The organism is Neisseria sp. P0009.S007 (assembly GCF_051962515.1).
Genome location: NZ_JBQCVF010000004.1, coordinates 1 through 12,333 on the forward strand (window position 1 = coordinate 1; position 12,333 = coordinate 12,333).

General features: G+C 46.8%; 20 protein-coding genes and 1 pseudogene. 9 read left to right on the forward strand and 12 right to left on the reverse strand.

Going from position 1 to position 12,333, the window contains the following annotated elements; genetic code table 11:
• The 3 genes and pseudogenes from ACTHS3_RS01130 to ACTHS3_RS01140 form a co-directional block, all read left to right on the forward strand.
• Nucleotides 1-84: pseudogene (locus ACTHS3_RS01130) on the forward strand (2-C-methyl-D-erythritol 2,4-cyclodiphosphate synthase); the annotation flags it as partial.
• A 43-nt stretch (nt 85-127) separates the two neighbouring features.
• On the forward strand, nt 128-799 hold the full coding sequence (gene rpiA, locus ACTHS3_RS01135; RefSeq protein ID WP_003679072.1) for a ribose-5-phosphate isomerase RpiA: 672 nt from the start codon (nt 128-130) through the stop codon (nt 797-799).
• 73 nt (nt 800-872) lie between these two features.
• Nucleotides 873-1,610, forward strand: a complete 738-nt coding sequence (locus tag ACTHS3_RS01140) for a thermonuclease family protein (protein WP_004519739.1) — start codon at nt 873-875, stop codon at nt 1,608-1,610.
• A gap of 398 nt (nt 1,611-2,008) precedes the next feature.
• Here the strand turns inward: ACTHS3_RS01140 and ACTHS3_RS01145 are convergent, their stop codons facing one another.
• Genes ACTHS3_RS01145 through ACTHS3_RS01180 form a run of 8 tightly spaced genes read right to left on the reverse strand, consistent with a single transcriptional unit; the run spans nt 2,009 to nt 6,266 of the window.
• Nucleotides 2,009-2,209 (reverse strand): hypothetical protein, encoded by a 201-nt coding sequence (locus ACTHS3_RS01145; RefSeq protein WP_295697299.1) that lies wholly within the window; start codon nt 2,207-2,209, stop codon nt 2,009-2,011.
• Nucleotides 2,210-2,219: 10 nt separating this feature from the next.
• A complete protein-coding gene (locus tag ACTHS3_RS01150; RefSeq protein ID WP_440366882.1) occupies nt 2,220-4,448 on the reverse strand; it encodes a replication endonuclease in 2,229 nt (742 codons plus the stop codon).
• Between the two features lie 55 nt (nt 4,449-4,503).
• Nucleotides 4,504-4,641 (reverse strand): hypothetical protein, encoded by a 138-nt coding sequence (locus ACTHS3_RS01155; RefSeq protein ID WP_315115103.1) that lies wholly within the window; start codon nt 4,639-4,641, stop codon nt 4,504-4,506.
• Nucleotides 4,638-4,910, reverse strand: a complete 273-nt coding sequence (locus tag ACTHS3_RS01160) for a hypothetical protein (protein ID WP_440366884.1) — start codon at nt 4,908-4,910, stop codon at nt 4,638-4,640. Before ACTHS3_RS01160 ends, ACTHS3_RS01155 begins: the two co-directional genes overlap by 4 nt.
• A complete protein-coding gene (locus ACTHS3_RS01165; RefSeq protein WP_440366886.1) occupies nt 4,903-5,115 on the reverse strand; it encodes a hypothetical protein in 213 nt (70 codons plus the stop codon). The genes ACTHS3_RS01160 and ACTHS3_RS01165 overlap by 8 nt, the downstream gene beginning before the upstream one ends.
• The gene (locus tag ACTHS3_RS01170) at nt 5,090-5,641 is read right to left on the reverse strand and encodes a hypothetical protein (RefSeq protein ID WP_440366887.1); all 552 of its coding nucleotides are present in this window, start codon (nt 5,639-5,641) and stop codon (nt 5,090-5,092) included. Before ACTHS3_RS01170 ends, ACTHS3_RS01165 begins: the two co-directional genes overlap by 26 nt.
• A 21-nt stretch (nt 5,642-5,662) precedes the next feature.
• Nucleotides 5,663-5,968 (reverse strand): ogr/Delta-like zinc finger family protein, encoded by a 306-nt coding sequence (locus ACTHS3_RS01175; RefSeq protein ID WP_295697312.1) that lies wholly within the window; start codon nt 5,966-5,968, stop codon nt 5,663-5,665.
• Nucleotides 5,961-6,266, reverse strand: a complete 306-nt coding sequence (locus ACTHS3_RS01180) for a hypothetical protein (RefSeq protein ID WP_440366889.1) — start codon at nt 6,264-6,266, stop codon at nt 5,961-5,963. The genes ACTHS3_RS01175 and ACTHS3_RS01180 overlap by 8 nt, the downstream gene beginning before the upstream one ends.
• A gap of 82 nt (nt 6,267-6,348) precedes the next feature.
• Here ACTHS3_RS01180 and ACTHS3_RS01185 point away from each other — a divergent pair, with 82 nt between their 5' ends.
• Nucleotides 6,349-6,591, forward strand: coding sequence for a hypothetical protein (locus ACTHS3_RS01185; RefSeq protein WP_440366890.1), 243 nt, complete (start codon nt 6,349-6,351; stop codon nt 6,589-6,591).
• 74 nt (nt 6,592-6,665) lie between these two features.
• On the opposite strand, the gene ACTHS3_RS01190 is transcribed toward ACTHS3_RS01185, so the two are convergent.
• Nucleotides 6,666-6,857: a Cro/CI family transcriptional regulator gene (locus tag ACTHS3_RS01190; RefSeq protein WP_440366892.1), complete on the reverse strand. Its 192-nt coding sequence runs from the start codon at nt 6,855-6,857 to the stop codon at nt 6,666-6,668.
• A 361-nt stretch (nt 6,858-7,218) separates the two neighbouring features.
• Here ACTHS3_RS01190 and ACTHS3_RS01195 point away from each other — a divergent pair, with 361 nt between their 5' ends.
• From ACTHS3_RS01195 to ACTHS3_RS01215, 5 genes are all read left to right on the forward strand, one after another.
• Entirely contained in the window at nt 7,219-7,683 is a 465-nt protein-coding gene (locus ACTHS3_RS01195) for a S24 family peptidase (RefSeq protein WP_440366894.1), read from the forward strand.
• Nucleotides 7,684-8,044: 361 nt separating this feature from the next.
• Nucleotides 8,045-8,527, forward strand: a complete 483-nt coding sequence (locus tag ACTHS3_RS01200; RefSeq protein ID WP_440366896.1) for a hypothetical protein — start codon at nt 8,045-8,047, stop codon at nt 8,525-8,527.
• A gap of 102 nt (nt 8,528-8,629) precedes the next feature.
• A complete protein-coding gene (locus ACTHS3_RS01205) occupies nt 8,630-9,670 on the forward strand; it encodes a hypothetical protein (RefSeq protein WP_440366898.1) in 1,041 nt (346 codons plus the stop codon).
• On the forward strand, nt 9,670-9,999 hold the full coding sequence (locus ACTHS3_RS01210) for an STAS-like domain-containing protein (RefSeq protein WP_070870168.1): 330 nt from the start codon (nt 9,670-9,672) through the stop codon (nt 9,997-9,999). The genes ACTHS3_RS01205 and ACTHS3_RS01210 overlap by 1 nt, the downstream gene beginning before the upstream one ends.
• The gene (locus ACTHS3_RS01215) at nt 9,992-10,423 is read left to right on the forward strand and encodes a hypothetical protein (RefSeq protein WP_440366900.1); all 432 of its coding nucleotides are present in this window, start codon (nt 9,992-9,994) and stop codon (nt 10,421-10,423) included. Before ACTHS3_RS01210 ends, ACTHS3_RS01215 begins: the two co-directional genes overlap by 8 nt.
• A gap of 33 nt (nt 10,424-10,456) precedes the next feature.
• Here the strand turns inward: ACTHS3_RS01215 and ACTHS3_RS01220 are convergent, their stop codons facing one another.
• From ACTHS3_RS01220 to ACTHS3_RS01230, 3 genes are read right to left on the reverse strand one after another with little or no spacing between them, the layout of a single operon-like run.
• The gene (locus ACTHS3_RS01220) at nt 10,457-10,618 is read right to left on the reverse strand and encodes a hypothetical protein (RefSeq protein WP_440366902.1); all 162 of its coding nucleotides are present in this window, start codon (nt 10,616-10,618) and stop codon (nt 10,457-10,459) included.
• The gene (locus ACTHS3_RS01225; protein WP_440366904.1) at nt 10,608-11,879 is read right to left on the reverse strand and encodes a contractile injection system protein, VgrG/Pvc8 family; all 1,272 of its coding nucleotides are present in this window, start codon (nt 11,877-11,879) and stop codon (nt 10,608-10,610) included. The genes ACTHS3_RS01220 and ACTHS3_RS01225 overlap by 11 nt, the downstream gene beginning before the upstream one ends.
• Nucleotides 11,879-12,331: a phage tail protein gene (locus ACTHS3_RS01230; protein WP_440366906.1), complete on the reverse strand. Its 453-nt coding sequence runs from the start codon at nt 12,329-12,331 to the stop codon at nt 11,879-11,881. The genes ACTHS3_RS01225 and ACTHS3_RS01230 overlap by 1 nt, the downstream gene beginning before the upstream one ends.
• Between the last annotated feature and the right edge of the window lie 2 nt (nt 12,332-12,333).

A 12,333-nucleotide genomic window follows, 5' to 3' on the forward strand; every position in this document is an offset into this window, starting at 1 on the left:
GGTAAAACCAACGAAAAACTTGGCTATCTGGGGCGTATGGAAGCCATTGAAGCGCAAGCGGCAGTATTGCTGATTAAAGCCTAAGAGCTTAAAATTACTTTATTATTCAAACTGAAGGACTGACAACATGGCAACTCAAGACGAACTCAAACGTATTGCCGCCGAAAAAGCGGTGGAATTTGTTCCTGAAAACGAATACATCGGTATCGGTACCGGCTCTACCATCAACTTCTTTATCGAAGCTTTGGGTAAAAGCGGTAAGAAAATTAAGGGTGCCGTGTCTACTTCTAAAAAATCCAGCGAGCTTTTGGCGAAATATGAAATTCCAGAAGTTTCACTGAATGAAGTGATGGGTTTGGCGGTTTATGTTGACGGCGCAGACGAAGTCAACCACGCGCTGCAAATGATTAAAGGTGGCGGCGGTGCGCATTTGAACGAAAAAATCGTGGCCAGTGCATCCGATAAATTTGTCTGTATTGCCGATGAAAGCAAATATGTTTCCCGTTTGGGTAAATTCCCGTTGCCGGTAGAAGTGGTTGAAAATGCCCGTTCGCTGGTGTCGCGCAAACTGCTTGCCATGGGCGGACAGCCTGAGTTGCGTGTCGGCTATACTACTTTCTATGGCAACCAAATCGTCGATGTTCACGGCCTCAATATCGACCAAGCCCTGAAAATGGAAGACGAAATCAACAAAATCACCGGCGTACTCGAAAACGGTATTTTTGCCCGCGATGCCGCCGATGTGTTGGTTTTGGGTACGGCAGAAGGCGCAAAAGTCATCCTGCCTTGTCAGGATTAATGAAGATTAATCAATCTTAAAGGCCGTCTGAAAGTGTATTAGGTCTTTCAGACGGCCTTCAATTTGGCAAAATATGCAAATTAGTAAAATTATAAAATGGTTGCCCGTTGTTTTATCCGTTTTGGGCGCGCTTGGTTACAGCTCACGCGATACCGAGTTGATTCGTACAGGGGTAAGCGTTGCCGCAACATTGGCACAAAGCGACAATATCGGTTTGGAAAAGGTCAATGAATGGCTGGGTGAAAATGTCGTCAAAGCCACATCTGACACCAAAGCCGAAGCTGAACCCAAACCGGAACAAAAACAAAAGTCATTGCGACAATCCTACACATACAACGGAAAAATCATCAAAATCCATGATGGCGATACCGTGCATATTATCGATAGCGACGGCCGGAAACACAAAATCCGTATGGCCTATATTGATGCACCGGAAATCAATCAGGCTTATGGTACGCAATCACGAGATAATCTGATTGATGCCGCATTGAATAAAAAAGTCAAAGTCCGTGTGTTTGAAGCTGACCGCTACCAGCGCGAAGTTGCCCAAGTATCTGTCGGCACGATTGACTTGAATTTAATGCAGATACGGGATGGCGCCGCATGGCATTATGAAAGTTATGCCAAAAAACAACAAAGTAAAACCGCTTACACTGACTATTCGGCCGCACAAAAACAAGCCAAGGAAAAACGAAAAGGCTTATGGAAAAAAGACAATCCGCAAGCACCTTGGCAATTTCGCCGTCAAAATTATGAGCAGCAGAGCGGTGATAAAAAGCAGTCTGATAAACAATGGTTCGGGATTTGGTAGGTTTTAAGAAAGAGACTGTCTGAAAACTTTCAGACGGCCTTTAATCATTAAGGTTTAGTATAAGATAAGAATGAGTGGCAGGTTTATGATTGGAGGGTAATAGAAATAAAAGTGTGGTGTAATATTTTTAAGAAGGGCGGATATGAAAAAAGACACCGTTAGCTGGTGTCTTTAGTATCTGGCAGAGAGGAAGGGATTAGGGTATTTATATAACTTATTAATATAAAATAAATTATTTAATTATATTTCTAAAATAACAAATAAAATAACAAATAAACTTTTTGAAAAAGGCCGTCTGAAATTCAATTCAGACGGCCTTTTCATTGCTTCTTCCGCTTCTTTTCCGCTTGCCAAATTGCCAAGCGGCGGCGGTGTTGAGTATTGTTTTTTCTCACTATTTACTTTACCTCTAGTCCTAGATATTCATCACGCAAACGGATTACCTCATCGCGTTTAAACAGATTATCCCTACCGACCAGGCGCGGCTTTGGAATCAAACCGGCGCGGCGGCGATGCCAAATGGTTGTTGTTGATGGCGGCTTCTTGCCCGGCAACGTCCATAACTCTTTTACTTGTTCCAATGTAATAAACTCATTCATTTTGTCATCCTCAATCAAAGCGGCGATTGAATCGCTCAGTATTAGTACGGGCGGCTTTCGCTTTTGCGAGTGCGCTTTCTACTGTGTCATAGGTTGGCGGCGTATATCGGCGCGGCTTATGCGCAACCTTATCCGCCGACAAGTCAAATTTTGGTTCAGAAGGTGTCAGGCCGCTTGTCAATGGCTGGCTGGCACGGTCAAGCAGCGTGATGTATTCACGATATAGGCGCAGGCGTTCGGATGCGCGCTCAGATTGCTTGGCGGCAACCTCCTGCTTGGCAATCACGCGCTGCATGAACTCACGGCTCATTGGCGGCCGCTTAGCTGCCTCCCATGCCTTCACATCATCGGCGTATTCGGCGCGCAGGCTGTCTGAAATTCTCCAATTGCCAATTTGAGTTGCGGAAATTCCTTTTTTCCACATCATCCATTCTTTAATTTCAGCCTCCTCAATATTCGGCTTAGTTGGACTTCCCCAAAAAATCGCCGTTTCCGGCTCATTTTTAATTTCCGTACAGTTATTGACACGAGTCCAAGCGGCGGCTGAGCCGCCGATTTTCTTAACTTCCCAAGTATGCACACGACTGATCTGTACCTCACCCGTATCTTTCTCATACACACCCATTGTAAAAGGAGCAGGCACTTCTCCGTATTCGTTGACCACGCACTCGGCAGCTTCTTCCTTATAGAGACCCAAAGGAATATCCTCACGTTTGACCACTTCGCCGCCCAACAGACGGACAAATTCAGCCCAGTCGCCACGGTCGGCAGCACGCTGAGCCAACATCAAAACACTGTCATCATCAGTAGGCACAATACGGCGCAACTCGCGCCAAATCGTTACCGGCACACCGCCAATCTGCTGAAACTGGCGTGTACCGTGAATAGAAGCCCACGCATCTACACGCTCAGCAGTCGTTGCCATATCCAGCAGCTCTTCAGACTCAAAGTCAACGCCCAAGCTCTCACCGGCGTTGTTTTTACCATCAATATTTTTCGCAATATATTTAGCGATATAGCCAGCCGCACTACCACGCGCCCAGTTGATGCTTTCAAAATCAACACGTGCCGCCGCCTTGCTTTGTCGCCAAAATTTAAAATACTTACGCGACCAAAAATCAGCCTCCGTTTTCAAACCGGCCTGAATTGCTGCGAGCGATGGCGCACTGCCATTCTTCTCCAACAGATGCTCGCGAATACGGCGCGCCTCAGCCGCCGCCTCTTTTTTACTGCCAAAGTAGCGCAAGCCCAGCTCTTCACGGTCTTCACGACATCCATGTTTCGCGACCACGCGGCGAAAATCATCACGATGCTTAGCCTCCATAAACAAAAGGCCGTGCCAGTGAGGCGTACCATCATGATGAGGCTCAGCCACCCTAAAACCATAAACCTTAATATCCATACGTCCCAATTCAGCGCGAATACGCGCCCATACCTTATTTAAATATTTGACCGCCTCGCGTGGCGTATCCCCATTGAACTTCTCATTACGCTTACCAAAGTGATGGAATGCGTGAAACTTAGAAGGGCAGGTCAGCGTAAAAAACTCGCCCACATGGCCTTTAAGTTTGGCAATCTCCTCAAAGCCGCGAATACGCACCATCAGCTCAGCACGACGGATGGCAGGATTAGACACCCCCAACGCGCTCAGCTCATCGAGCGTAAACTCTTGACCCAATTCATTCACAGCAGCCATATGAGCCAACAGACCGGCATTGCGTGCCTTTTGAGACTTACGGCGGCGCAAGCCATCATTACTCACATACAGACCCGTTTTGCGAGAAACGCCTCCAACCTCACGCATTAAATTTTCAGTCTTACGCGCAATAGAACGGCGAAGCTGGCCACGCCAAAACTTCTCATTTTTCAGACGGCCTAAAATGCCTTCAGGCTCCTTACCGTCAAACACACTCAGATCCAGCCCATAGTCGTTTACAGCCTTTTTCAACAAACCCGGCAGGCCGTAGCCAATGCGCTCATACTGCATAAACGACTTAACCGCAGCATCAGCCAAGCAGCAGATTTCTTCGTCTGTCGCATCAAGACCAATCCCACGCAGCGCATCGGGCAACTGAACAACCTGACCCAACCATCTATCGGCACGGATAAAAGCATTGAACATCTCACTGCCCTGACGCACTTGGCGCACCCATTCAGCAAGCACAAGCGGACGAATTGCCGACGGCAGGACCGACAGCAACTCATCACGCTCAACCTTATTCAACAAACCAACGCCCATTTATCCCACCTGTTTTACTTAAGGCCGTCTGAACCATTCAGACAGCCGCCCAACATCACAACTCAAAGTCACTATCAAACGCCTTCGCCATATCCCGATAAAGCAGCCATACCCAAATCACCGCGAATACAGCCATCACACCGATAAAAGCAAAAACACACAACAACCACCAAATCAAAACAGCCCACATCATTTCTTACGCTCCACCATCCAAAACCGAACACCCATCACATCATCTTCTTCCACAAGCCGCGTTACATACCCAACATTTTCAACCTTATTGAATTTGCACCACCGCTTAAAAGCCCCAGTTAACTGATCACGCGTGCGCTTTTGCGATGCCGGCGAATTCACCGCCACAAAGAAACTGTCTCCGGATTTCATCTCATCAAACGGATAAGCACATTTCCCCTGACTTACCGGCCCAATCGGAATACCACTCTCAACAACAAACCTACTCATGCTCCACCTCCGCATCACCCAATGTATAATCAATCCCAGTTTCCGCCCAACGATACGCCTCAGCCTCCTGCAAACGCGCCGCAACATCCTGCGGAAACACCTTAACTTCTTCCTGACGGCCTGCAGCAACCCAATACCCCACCGCCAACACAATCAGCACCATCAAACCAATCGCAACCTCAAGCCGCTTTCCCCGTTTGCCCATTACCATTTTTAAACTCCATTTTGTTTTTAAAATCATCAGCGACAGGATTTACACCCAACCGCTTTGCCGCATATTTCGCACGGCCCAACTTATCGTCCAACTCAACCAAATAACTGCTCAGCTCCGACAGCCTTAACACATCCTGCCTCAAACTAAACACCACATTCTGCTGATTGATTAAATCGCCCAAACGCTTGATTTCCCTTGCCAGCTTTTGAATATCCTCAACCGCCTGCGCCTGACTCGGACTCAACAACCAAGACCTCAAATCATCTTCAGACGGCCCAGTCATGACCGGCGGCACACCTTGACGACCCAACAGCGCATCACGCTCAAGCGCAGCCATAACAGGCGCATTTTTCGACTTGGCGCGCGCAATCGTCTTACCCAAAACCATCATCCGGCGCGCATGGTCTTTGTCTTTCCAAACCCTGACCGCCTGCGGCGAAACACGCCAACTTGCCGCCTCCACCACCTCAAGCGGCAGAATCTTTTTCCTGTCTATCACTTTCGGCTTAACCAACATCACAATCCCCTTTCAGACGGCCTAACAGTCAATCAACAGCGGCTGCATATTGCCTTCCATCTCCTCAATTTCCGCCGCATCCAAAGGCGGCGGCGCATTACCATAAAGCGGAGAGGGCGGCGAAATCGTCCTGATAATTTCCGTAGCCGCCACGCCAGTCCAACCACACGCAGCATTCAGGCACTGCACCTGAGAATTACGCAGATTGCTTGTTACCTGCTTACTGGATGCCACCTTGCAGCGGCTACCACAACACGGACACAAAATTTGAATCCGCATATTTCCAAAATTACTTTCCGACCGGCTGATAGAACGATGCTTACTCATACCCGCCCACCTTAATTTTTTCAGCCACATCCTCAACCACCGCCTCATACGCATTCATGAAGAAATCCGCATATTCAGCCGCCGCAAACGCGATAAATTCAGGCACAGACATACGCTTCACACGAGCCGCCTCTTCAATCAGGCCGTAATCCTCAGCAATACGCACGAGCTTCCACACTTCCTCCTGCTCATCGACCTCATCAAAAAAGCCGCCGGGCTGAGCCTGACCGGCCTCAAAAATCGCCTTCAACTGAGCCTGCTGAACTTCCGATAAATTGATTACACGAACGTTTTTCATAAGACTTCCCTTTAGTATTGGTTGGTTTAAATTTTCCCCGTTATAATTCGATTTGCATTAATCACTTAACGAAAGGAAAAATATGGAAGAGGTTAAACAAACTATTCGGCTACCCGTTGATTCGCCGCTGAATGTCCGTTATGACGAGGATTCAAAAACAATATCTTTAACCTGCTATCAATTTGTTGCGGGCGGTGGCGGCTTGGCGATGGAGATTCAACTTTCTCAGCAGGCAACACAACAAATTCTTCGGGCTGTTGAGCATCTGCAAAGTAAGTTCGGTGTAAGATCAGAAGCAGCCGATATGCCGCCCAATTTGCAATAGCCGTTTTCCATTTTTTCAACCGTCCGCCTTGTGCGGGCGGTTTTTGCTGTTCTTTCATTTTTCCTGCTCCTTATTTAGCTGGTTACACCGTCAGAAATTTGTTTGTACTGCACTGGAAACTTTGCTTTTAGAAAATTCATTTGCGCCTTTGGAATACCATTTTTTTGCCACTGGGACACCGCCCCTCTTGTGATTCCGCAAATACTTGCAACCACCGAAACGCCTCCCAATTCTTTAATGAATTGAACTTGTTGGTCTGTTGTCATTTTTTGTCCTTTTTTTAAAGTTTAGTGAACTATATAATCCTAAACTTGTCTAGTCAAGCATACTAAACGATAAATAGTTTAGAATTCTAAATAAACGTTGTTTTTACTAAGTATTTTTTAGCTGGGATTTTTAGCGATGGACTTGAAAGGCAGACTTCAAGAATTGATGGATGAATATGGACTAATTACCCAACAGGACTTAGCAGACTTCGCAGGAGTCTCAAAAGGTCTTGTTGGGCAGTGGTTCAATGGTCAGACTGGCTTAGGCAAAAAACCACTCTTAGCATTTGAGAAAAAGACAAACTTTTCTACACGATGGCTTGCAGACGGCTTAGGTGATAAGTACAGAAAAGACTCAGGAATGTATAGAGAGGTTAATTTTTCAGACGGCCTTGCTGACGACCGTGTACGCTTTGAGCGGTTGGACGTGGTTGCCGCGCTTGGAGACGGCTACATCAACAACGAAGCAGTGGAGGTGGTCGATTTCGTCCATGTCGATAAGGCGTGGGCGCGCGAAAAACTCGGCGGCAACCTCTCCCGTATCCAAGTCATCACGGCACGCGGCGATTCCATGCAAGGCACCATCGAGGACGGAGACGTGCTGTTTGTCGATACCTCCGTCCACTCATTCGAAGGAGAAGGCATTTACCTCCTATCCTTCGCAGACGGCCTAAAAGCCAAACGCCTGCAAGCCTCCGTCGGCGGCGGCCTGCTCGTCATCAGCGACAACCCGTTATACAGAACGGAAACCATCGAAGGCGATGGACTGGAAAAATTAACCATCTGCGGCAAAGTGCGCGGCGCATGGCATTTGTCGGGATTTTGATTTGAATTTTGAGAAGCGGCTCAGCACACAGTAAGCTTTAGAATGTGCGGCCGCTTGATTTTGGAATATTTAGTTTTAAAAAGGGGAAGTTATGAATGAGGAAATGTCTGATTTAGTAGCCGTCTTCATCTTGAGCATGAGTACGTTTTACGCCGTGTGGCTGTCACTGGAGTTTTCCCACAAAAGTAAATTGCACCTACTCTGGACGATTCCAGTCGGCTTTTTCGGCTGCTTTGCCTCCATGGCGATATGCTCGCTCGCAGTCAGCCAGTCTGATGACTTTTTATTTATAGCGACAGTTTGCGCGGTATTTCTACCGTTTCCGATTTGGCGGATAAGTAAACGCAGAAAAAATGCAGTATTGCCGAAAGAGCAATCCGCCCCAAAAGAGGCACTCACGCCGTCATCGCTGTTTGAATCGCTCAAGAATATTAAAAGCAATACCGAATTACAGATGGCCTTATCAAAGAAAAAAAAAGGCAGCGATTTACCGCCGCCCGAAGCCAGCGGATCTAAATATATAAATCCCAATCATCCTAATTTAAAACAGCATTACGAACCTTTTGTCGGTTGGCGAAGCGATTTAAAAAAAGAAATGGGCGGCTCCCATGATTTTACCAGCAACAACGAGCTTCCAATTGGCCTAAACTTTGGCGATAAGGTCTCTTTCTTCTATACCAACGCACAAGGCGAATCAAGCACCCGACACTTCGTCATCCATAATTTTGACGGCCTCTACTTAGAAGGCAGGGACTTGGATAAGCGCGATAGTCGAACTTTCCGTATAGACCGCATTACCGGCGGCATTGTCAAAATAAGTACCGGCGAAGTGTTTTATTTATAAGAATTTGCTACCGTTGGATTTTTTTGGTACTTAGAGGATCTTGTTTTTAAAGGGATATAGTGAGAAATGAAAAGGCTAAATGAGAAAAGGCGGCTATACCTGATGCGCTGTTCGCGCTATCAGCTTAAGAAGCTGCGGAATATTGTCAAAAAACAGAAACGGTTTATCGACTGGTTTAGCCTGCCCGTTCCTGAACAAGTTGGATTACACCCCAACTATGTCAAATTACTGACTAGTTTTGTTGAGCGGTTGTATGAAAAGGTTGAAAATGGATGCTCACGTATTCGTCTTGATTTTTCAAAAACGGAAAAGATGTATTCTGACGGCACGCTCTATCTGACAGCCTGTCTAACTGACTTAGTAGAACGTTTCCCAAATTGCCACTTCTCTATGGTAACACCATCTGAAACAAGGGTGGAGCAGGTGCTTTATCAGGTTGGCATTGCTAAACTTTTGGGAAGAATGAAAAGTTTTGACTCTTCCGCTTTTCATCATTCTGTGCGCCATTGGCATGTGGCACACGGCTATGATGTCAATCTTGAGAATGCGGAAAATATTTTTGATTCCTTTCAGGGCAGATTGACACCTGAACTTAGTCGGTCGATTTATGCCGGCGTGTCTGAAGCTATGACAAATTGTATGCATCATGCTTATGAGGGAGAGAATCTGCCTGATGCTTGCCGTAAGTGGTGGATGTTTTCGCGCGAAGATGCGACAAGCGGGCGATTACAGGTTGTTTTCTGCGACTTGGGTATTGGTATTCCAAAATCCCTATTCCGTGAGTCTGAGAAGGTCAAGGATGATTGGCTTGATAACTTGAAAAAATGGATTGCTAGTCATATTGCTTCGGGAAAAGCGGATGATGATGCTCTGAAAATTAGGGCAGCCATCGAAATTGGACGGACACGGACGAAACTGCAACATCGAGGTAAGGGCTTGAAACAGATGGTTTCAACCCTTGACCAAATCGGCGATGGTGACGCGACGGTTGAAATTATCAGCGGCAACGGCATGTACAGGCATCGTTCACGAAATAAGAAAGTTGTTGAAAAGGGTTTGCCTTTATCAGACAATAGAAAGACTGCTATACGCGGCACGTTGATACATTGGTCTGTTCCGTTGCCGAAACGTGAGGCTGAATAATGAAAGATTCTACAATGACTATCCGTATTGCTTCTGATTTTTCCCGTTTTCCTGCCGGACGGTATACTACTGACGGCCCTTATTCGGGACAGGGCTTCTTGGAAAAAAAATTGATTCCTGCGCTACAAGAAAGTGGAAGCGTTAAAATTGTATTGGATGGAACAATGGGCTACGGCTCTTCTTTTTTAGAGGAGGCTTTCGGCGGCTTGGTTCGTCTGAAGCAGTGGCCGCTGTCTGTGCTGCTGAATAAAATCGAGTTTGTATCAGACGATGAACCTGATTTGGTCGATGAAATTCGCGGCTATATGAGGGACGCGGCAAATGAATAACCAGCCACATTGGTTTTATTTTTATATCATGCCTTTAATGCCGACCGTGCTTACCATAGCCGGTTGGTTTTTTATTAATCATCGAGAAAAAAGTAAACGCCGCCTTGAGAGAAAAGACAGGCGTATTGATGCGGCTTTGACTTTGTTGGAAAAAATTGAGGTTGATGCACTGCGTTATTATGCTGTCGATGATGCGGATAATGTACTGGCAAATGCCATTAAGCATAATTTGAAGTGGCTGGCGAAATTGTGTGCGCGGATTAATGGCAATTTGAAGGTTACGGAATTGCGAACAGTAACGACTGGCGGTGATTTTCAGTCAAAAAAACGGATGTTGCTGAAGCCTGACCATGAGAAATTTATCCAAATCCGTGAGGCTGTATTCAGACTTAGGGATGAACTGGAAGGATGTCATGATGATTAAATAAAAGCCGTCTAAAAATGGACGGCTTTTTTGCTAATATTTTATTTTGAGCATGGCTTGATAATTGGCGAGTTCGCGCTCAGCATGATCAAATGCTTCCATATCGGCGGCTTCGCTTGCCTCACGGCTTTTTGCCTTCCAATATTCTATTTTCTTCTTTATCCATTCGTATGGATTGTGAGTATTAGCTTCCATTTTTTATTATCTCCGTTGTCTCCCCGGTGGTCGGGAATGTGGTGGCGGTTACTTCGCCGTCATAGAGGGTGATATCGAAATCTATCAGGCTCTCAAGTCTTATTTTGCTGATTAATCCGCCGCTGTCAAGCGTATGGGATACTTCAACGCCTACCCACGACTCTGCATCTATCTCGGATTTAAAGCCTGAAAGCGTTACAGGACTTTCAGGGGCAATATCCGGACGACCGACGGCCATTGTCATTTCAAACTCCATTGCACCACGTTTTAACTTGCGATAGGCGGCGCGCGCTCCATTGGCGGCAGTGGCGGCGGATTGGTATGTATGGCGCAGGGTTTTGATTTTATGAGACGATGTATCTATTTTTTTCGTCTCTACGACATTTTTTGTTGTTGTCTTGTGGGTTTTGCCGTCTTTGCGCTTGGTCTTGTATTTCTTTGTCGTGGTAACGGTTTTTTTAATTGGGTCGTAATTTCCCTCCGCGATGACAACCTCTTGCTTCTTGCCTGTCTTTTTATCGATATAGTAGGCGCGCACGGCGTTGTAGCTTTCTGTCGATGAGTAGCGGAAATTGAAGCTGTCGCCGTCATTACGGGTCAGGGCAATGGTCGGCAGCTTATCGCCGCTGGCATTAGTCGCTTCGCCCGCGCTGACGAAGAGTAGGCGGCCGCCTTTTACTGTGGCAACTGCATCATACCGCTGGGCAAGTCGGGCTATAAACGCTGCATCGGATTCGTTGCTTTGGTCGATATGGTCTATCATCTCCTTTTCATAGGCTTTACCGATAATCGGCTCATATCCGTGCTTTTGGGCTATTTCTCCGATGATGTCTTTCAACTGCTTTTTATGCCAGCTTTTCTCAACGGATTCTGCAAATTTGTCGGATATATCGGCGGATTGGGCAGTGATACTGATGGTATCAGGTGCGCCGCTCCATGATACTTCGGTAATCTTGTATTTCCCTTTATCTACCACGCCTGTTTCCATGTAGCCGATGGCCAGTGTGATTTCGGCAGCCTTGGGCGGCAAAGACAAAAGGCCGTCTGAATCATCAAGCGTAATGGTCAATTCATCCGCCTCAAATCCGCGTTTATCCGTTAGGCTGATGCTGCTAATGCGGCTGACGGCATTTGTCCCAAACGGCTTGCCGTTAATCGTCAACATGGCAACCGGTGTTAGATGGTTGCCGCCCGTATCGGTCAAAGCTGAAAACACTTTGGCGGCGGCATTTTTAATTTGCTTACCCAATCCTGCAATCATTACAACCCCACCATTTGACGTACGGTTGACACGGCGGCGGTCAAAGCTGCACCATACATCCCCATCGGGGAATCCGACACTTTCTTCAGCTCCATACTAAAGCTGATGGCGCGCGCTTTGCCATCCCACATCAATTCTTTCCGACCTTCCTTAATGGATGTAATGACGTATGCGCCCAAGATATCGCCATTACCCATAATCAGGTTGTACGGCTTCCCTTCATTTGCCATCATCCGCAACAGGGCTAATGATGTATCGCCTCCCGTGATTTCTGGGCGCAACTCTGCCGTAATACTGATCGTCTCATTTTCCGGTCCGGTATATTGCACCGGAGACAGACCGCCTCCTACGGTATTTTGCGTAGGATGCCGCCATGAATAGCTGCGGTCATACCCCTGAAACGGAACAGTCACCGTATGGAAAACAAAAAAACCTAAAGCAGCTAAAGCCATCA

What these genes read in the sequence shown, in the direction of transcription:
- rpiA (WP_003679072.1), top strand. Translation starts at nt 128, where the DNA reads ATGGCAACTCAAGACGAACTCAAACGTATTGCCGCCGAAAAAGCGGTG.
- ACTHS3_RS01225 (WP_440366904.1), bottom strand. Translation starts at nt 11,879, where the DNA reads ATGATTGCAGGATTGGGTAAGCAAATTAAAAATGCCGCCGCCAAAGTG.
- ACTHS3_RS01175 (WP_295697312.1), bottom strand. Translation starts at nt 5,968, where the DNA reads ATGAGTAAGCATCGTTCTATCAGCCGGTCGGAAAGTAATTTTGGAAAT.
- ACTHS3_RS01140 (WP_004519739.1), top strand. Translation starts at nt 873, where the DNA reads ATGCAAATTAGTAAAATTATAAAATGGTTGCCCGTTGTTTTATCCGTT.
- ACTHS3_RS01210 (WP_070870168.1), top strand. Translation starts at nt 9,670, where the DNA reads ATGAAAGATTCTACAATGACTATCCGTATTGCTTCTGATTTTTCCCGT.
- ACTHS3_RS01180 (WP_440366889.1), bottom strand. Translation starts at nt 6,266, where the DNA reads ATGAAAAACGTTCGTGTAATCAATTTATCGGAAGTTCAGCAGGCTCAG.
- ACTHS3_RS01185 (WP_440366890.1), top strand. Translation starts at nt 6,349, where the DNA reads ATGGAAGAGGTTAAACAAACTATTCGGCTACCCGTTGATTCGCCGCTG.
- ACTHS3_RS01155 (WP_315115103.1), bottom strand. Translation starts at nt 4,641, where the DNA reads ATGATGTGGGCTGTTTTGATTTGGTGGTTGTTGTGTGTTTTTGCTTTT.
- ACTHS3_RS01190 (WP_440366892.1), bottom strand. Translation starts at nt 6,857, where the DNA reads ATGACAACAGACCAACAAGTTCAATTCATTAAAGAATTGGGAGGCGTT.
- ACTHS3_RS01205 (WP_440366898.1), top strand. Translation starts at nt 8,630, where the DNA reads ATGCGCTGTTCGCGCTATCAGCTTAAGAAGCTGCGGAATATTGTCAAA.
- ACTHS3_RS01220 (WP_440366902.1), bottom strand. Translation starts at nt 10,618, where the DNA reads ATGGAAGCTAATACTCACAATCCATACGAATGGATAAAGAAGAAAATA.
- ACTHS3_RS01230 (WP_440366906.1), bottom strand. Translation starts at nt 12,331, where the DNA reads ATGGCTTTAGCTGCTTTAGGTTTTTTTGTTTTCCATACGGTGACTGTT.
- ACTHS3_RS01170 (WP_440366887.1), bottom strand. Translation starts at nt 5,641, where the DNA reads ATGTTGGTTAAGCCGAAAGTGATAGACAGGAAAAAGATTCTGCCGCTT.
- ACTHS3_RS01215 (WP_440366900.1), top strand. Translation starts at nt 9,992, where the DNA reads ATGAATAACCAGCCACATTGGTTTTATTTTTATATCATGCCTTTAATG.
- ACTHS3_RS01145 (WP_295697299.1), bottom strand. Translation starts at nt 2,209, where the DNA reads ATGAATGAGTTTATTACATTGGAACAAGTAAAAGAGTTATGGACGTTG.
- ACTHS3_RS01150 (WP_440366882.1), bottom strand. Translation starts at nt 4,448, where the DNA reads ATGGGCGTTGGTTTGTTGAATAAGGTTGAGCGTGATGAGTTGCTGTCG.
- ACTHS3_RS01160 (WP_440366884.1), bottom strand. Translation starts at nt 4,910, where the DNA reads ATGAGTAGGTTTGTTGTTGAGAGTGGTATTCCGATTGGGCCGGTAAGT.
- ACTHS3_RS01195 (WP_440366894.1), top strand. Translation starts at nt 7,219, where the DNA reads ATGTATAGAGAGGTTAATTTTTCAGACGGCCTTGCTGACGACCGTGTA.
- ACTHS3_RS01165 (WP_440366886.1), bottom strand. Translation starts at nt 5,115, where the DNA reads ATGGGCAAACGGGGAAAGCGGCTTGAGGTTGCGATTGGTTTGATGGTG.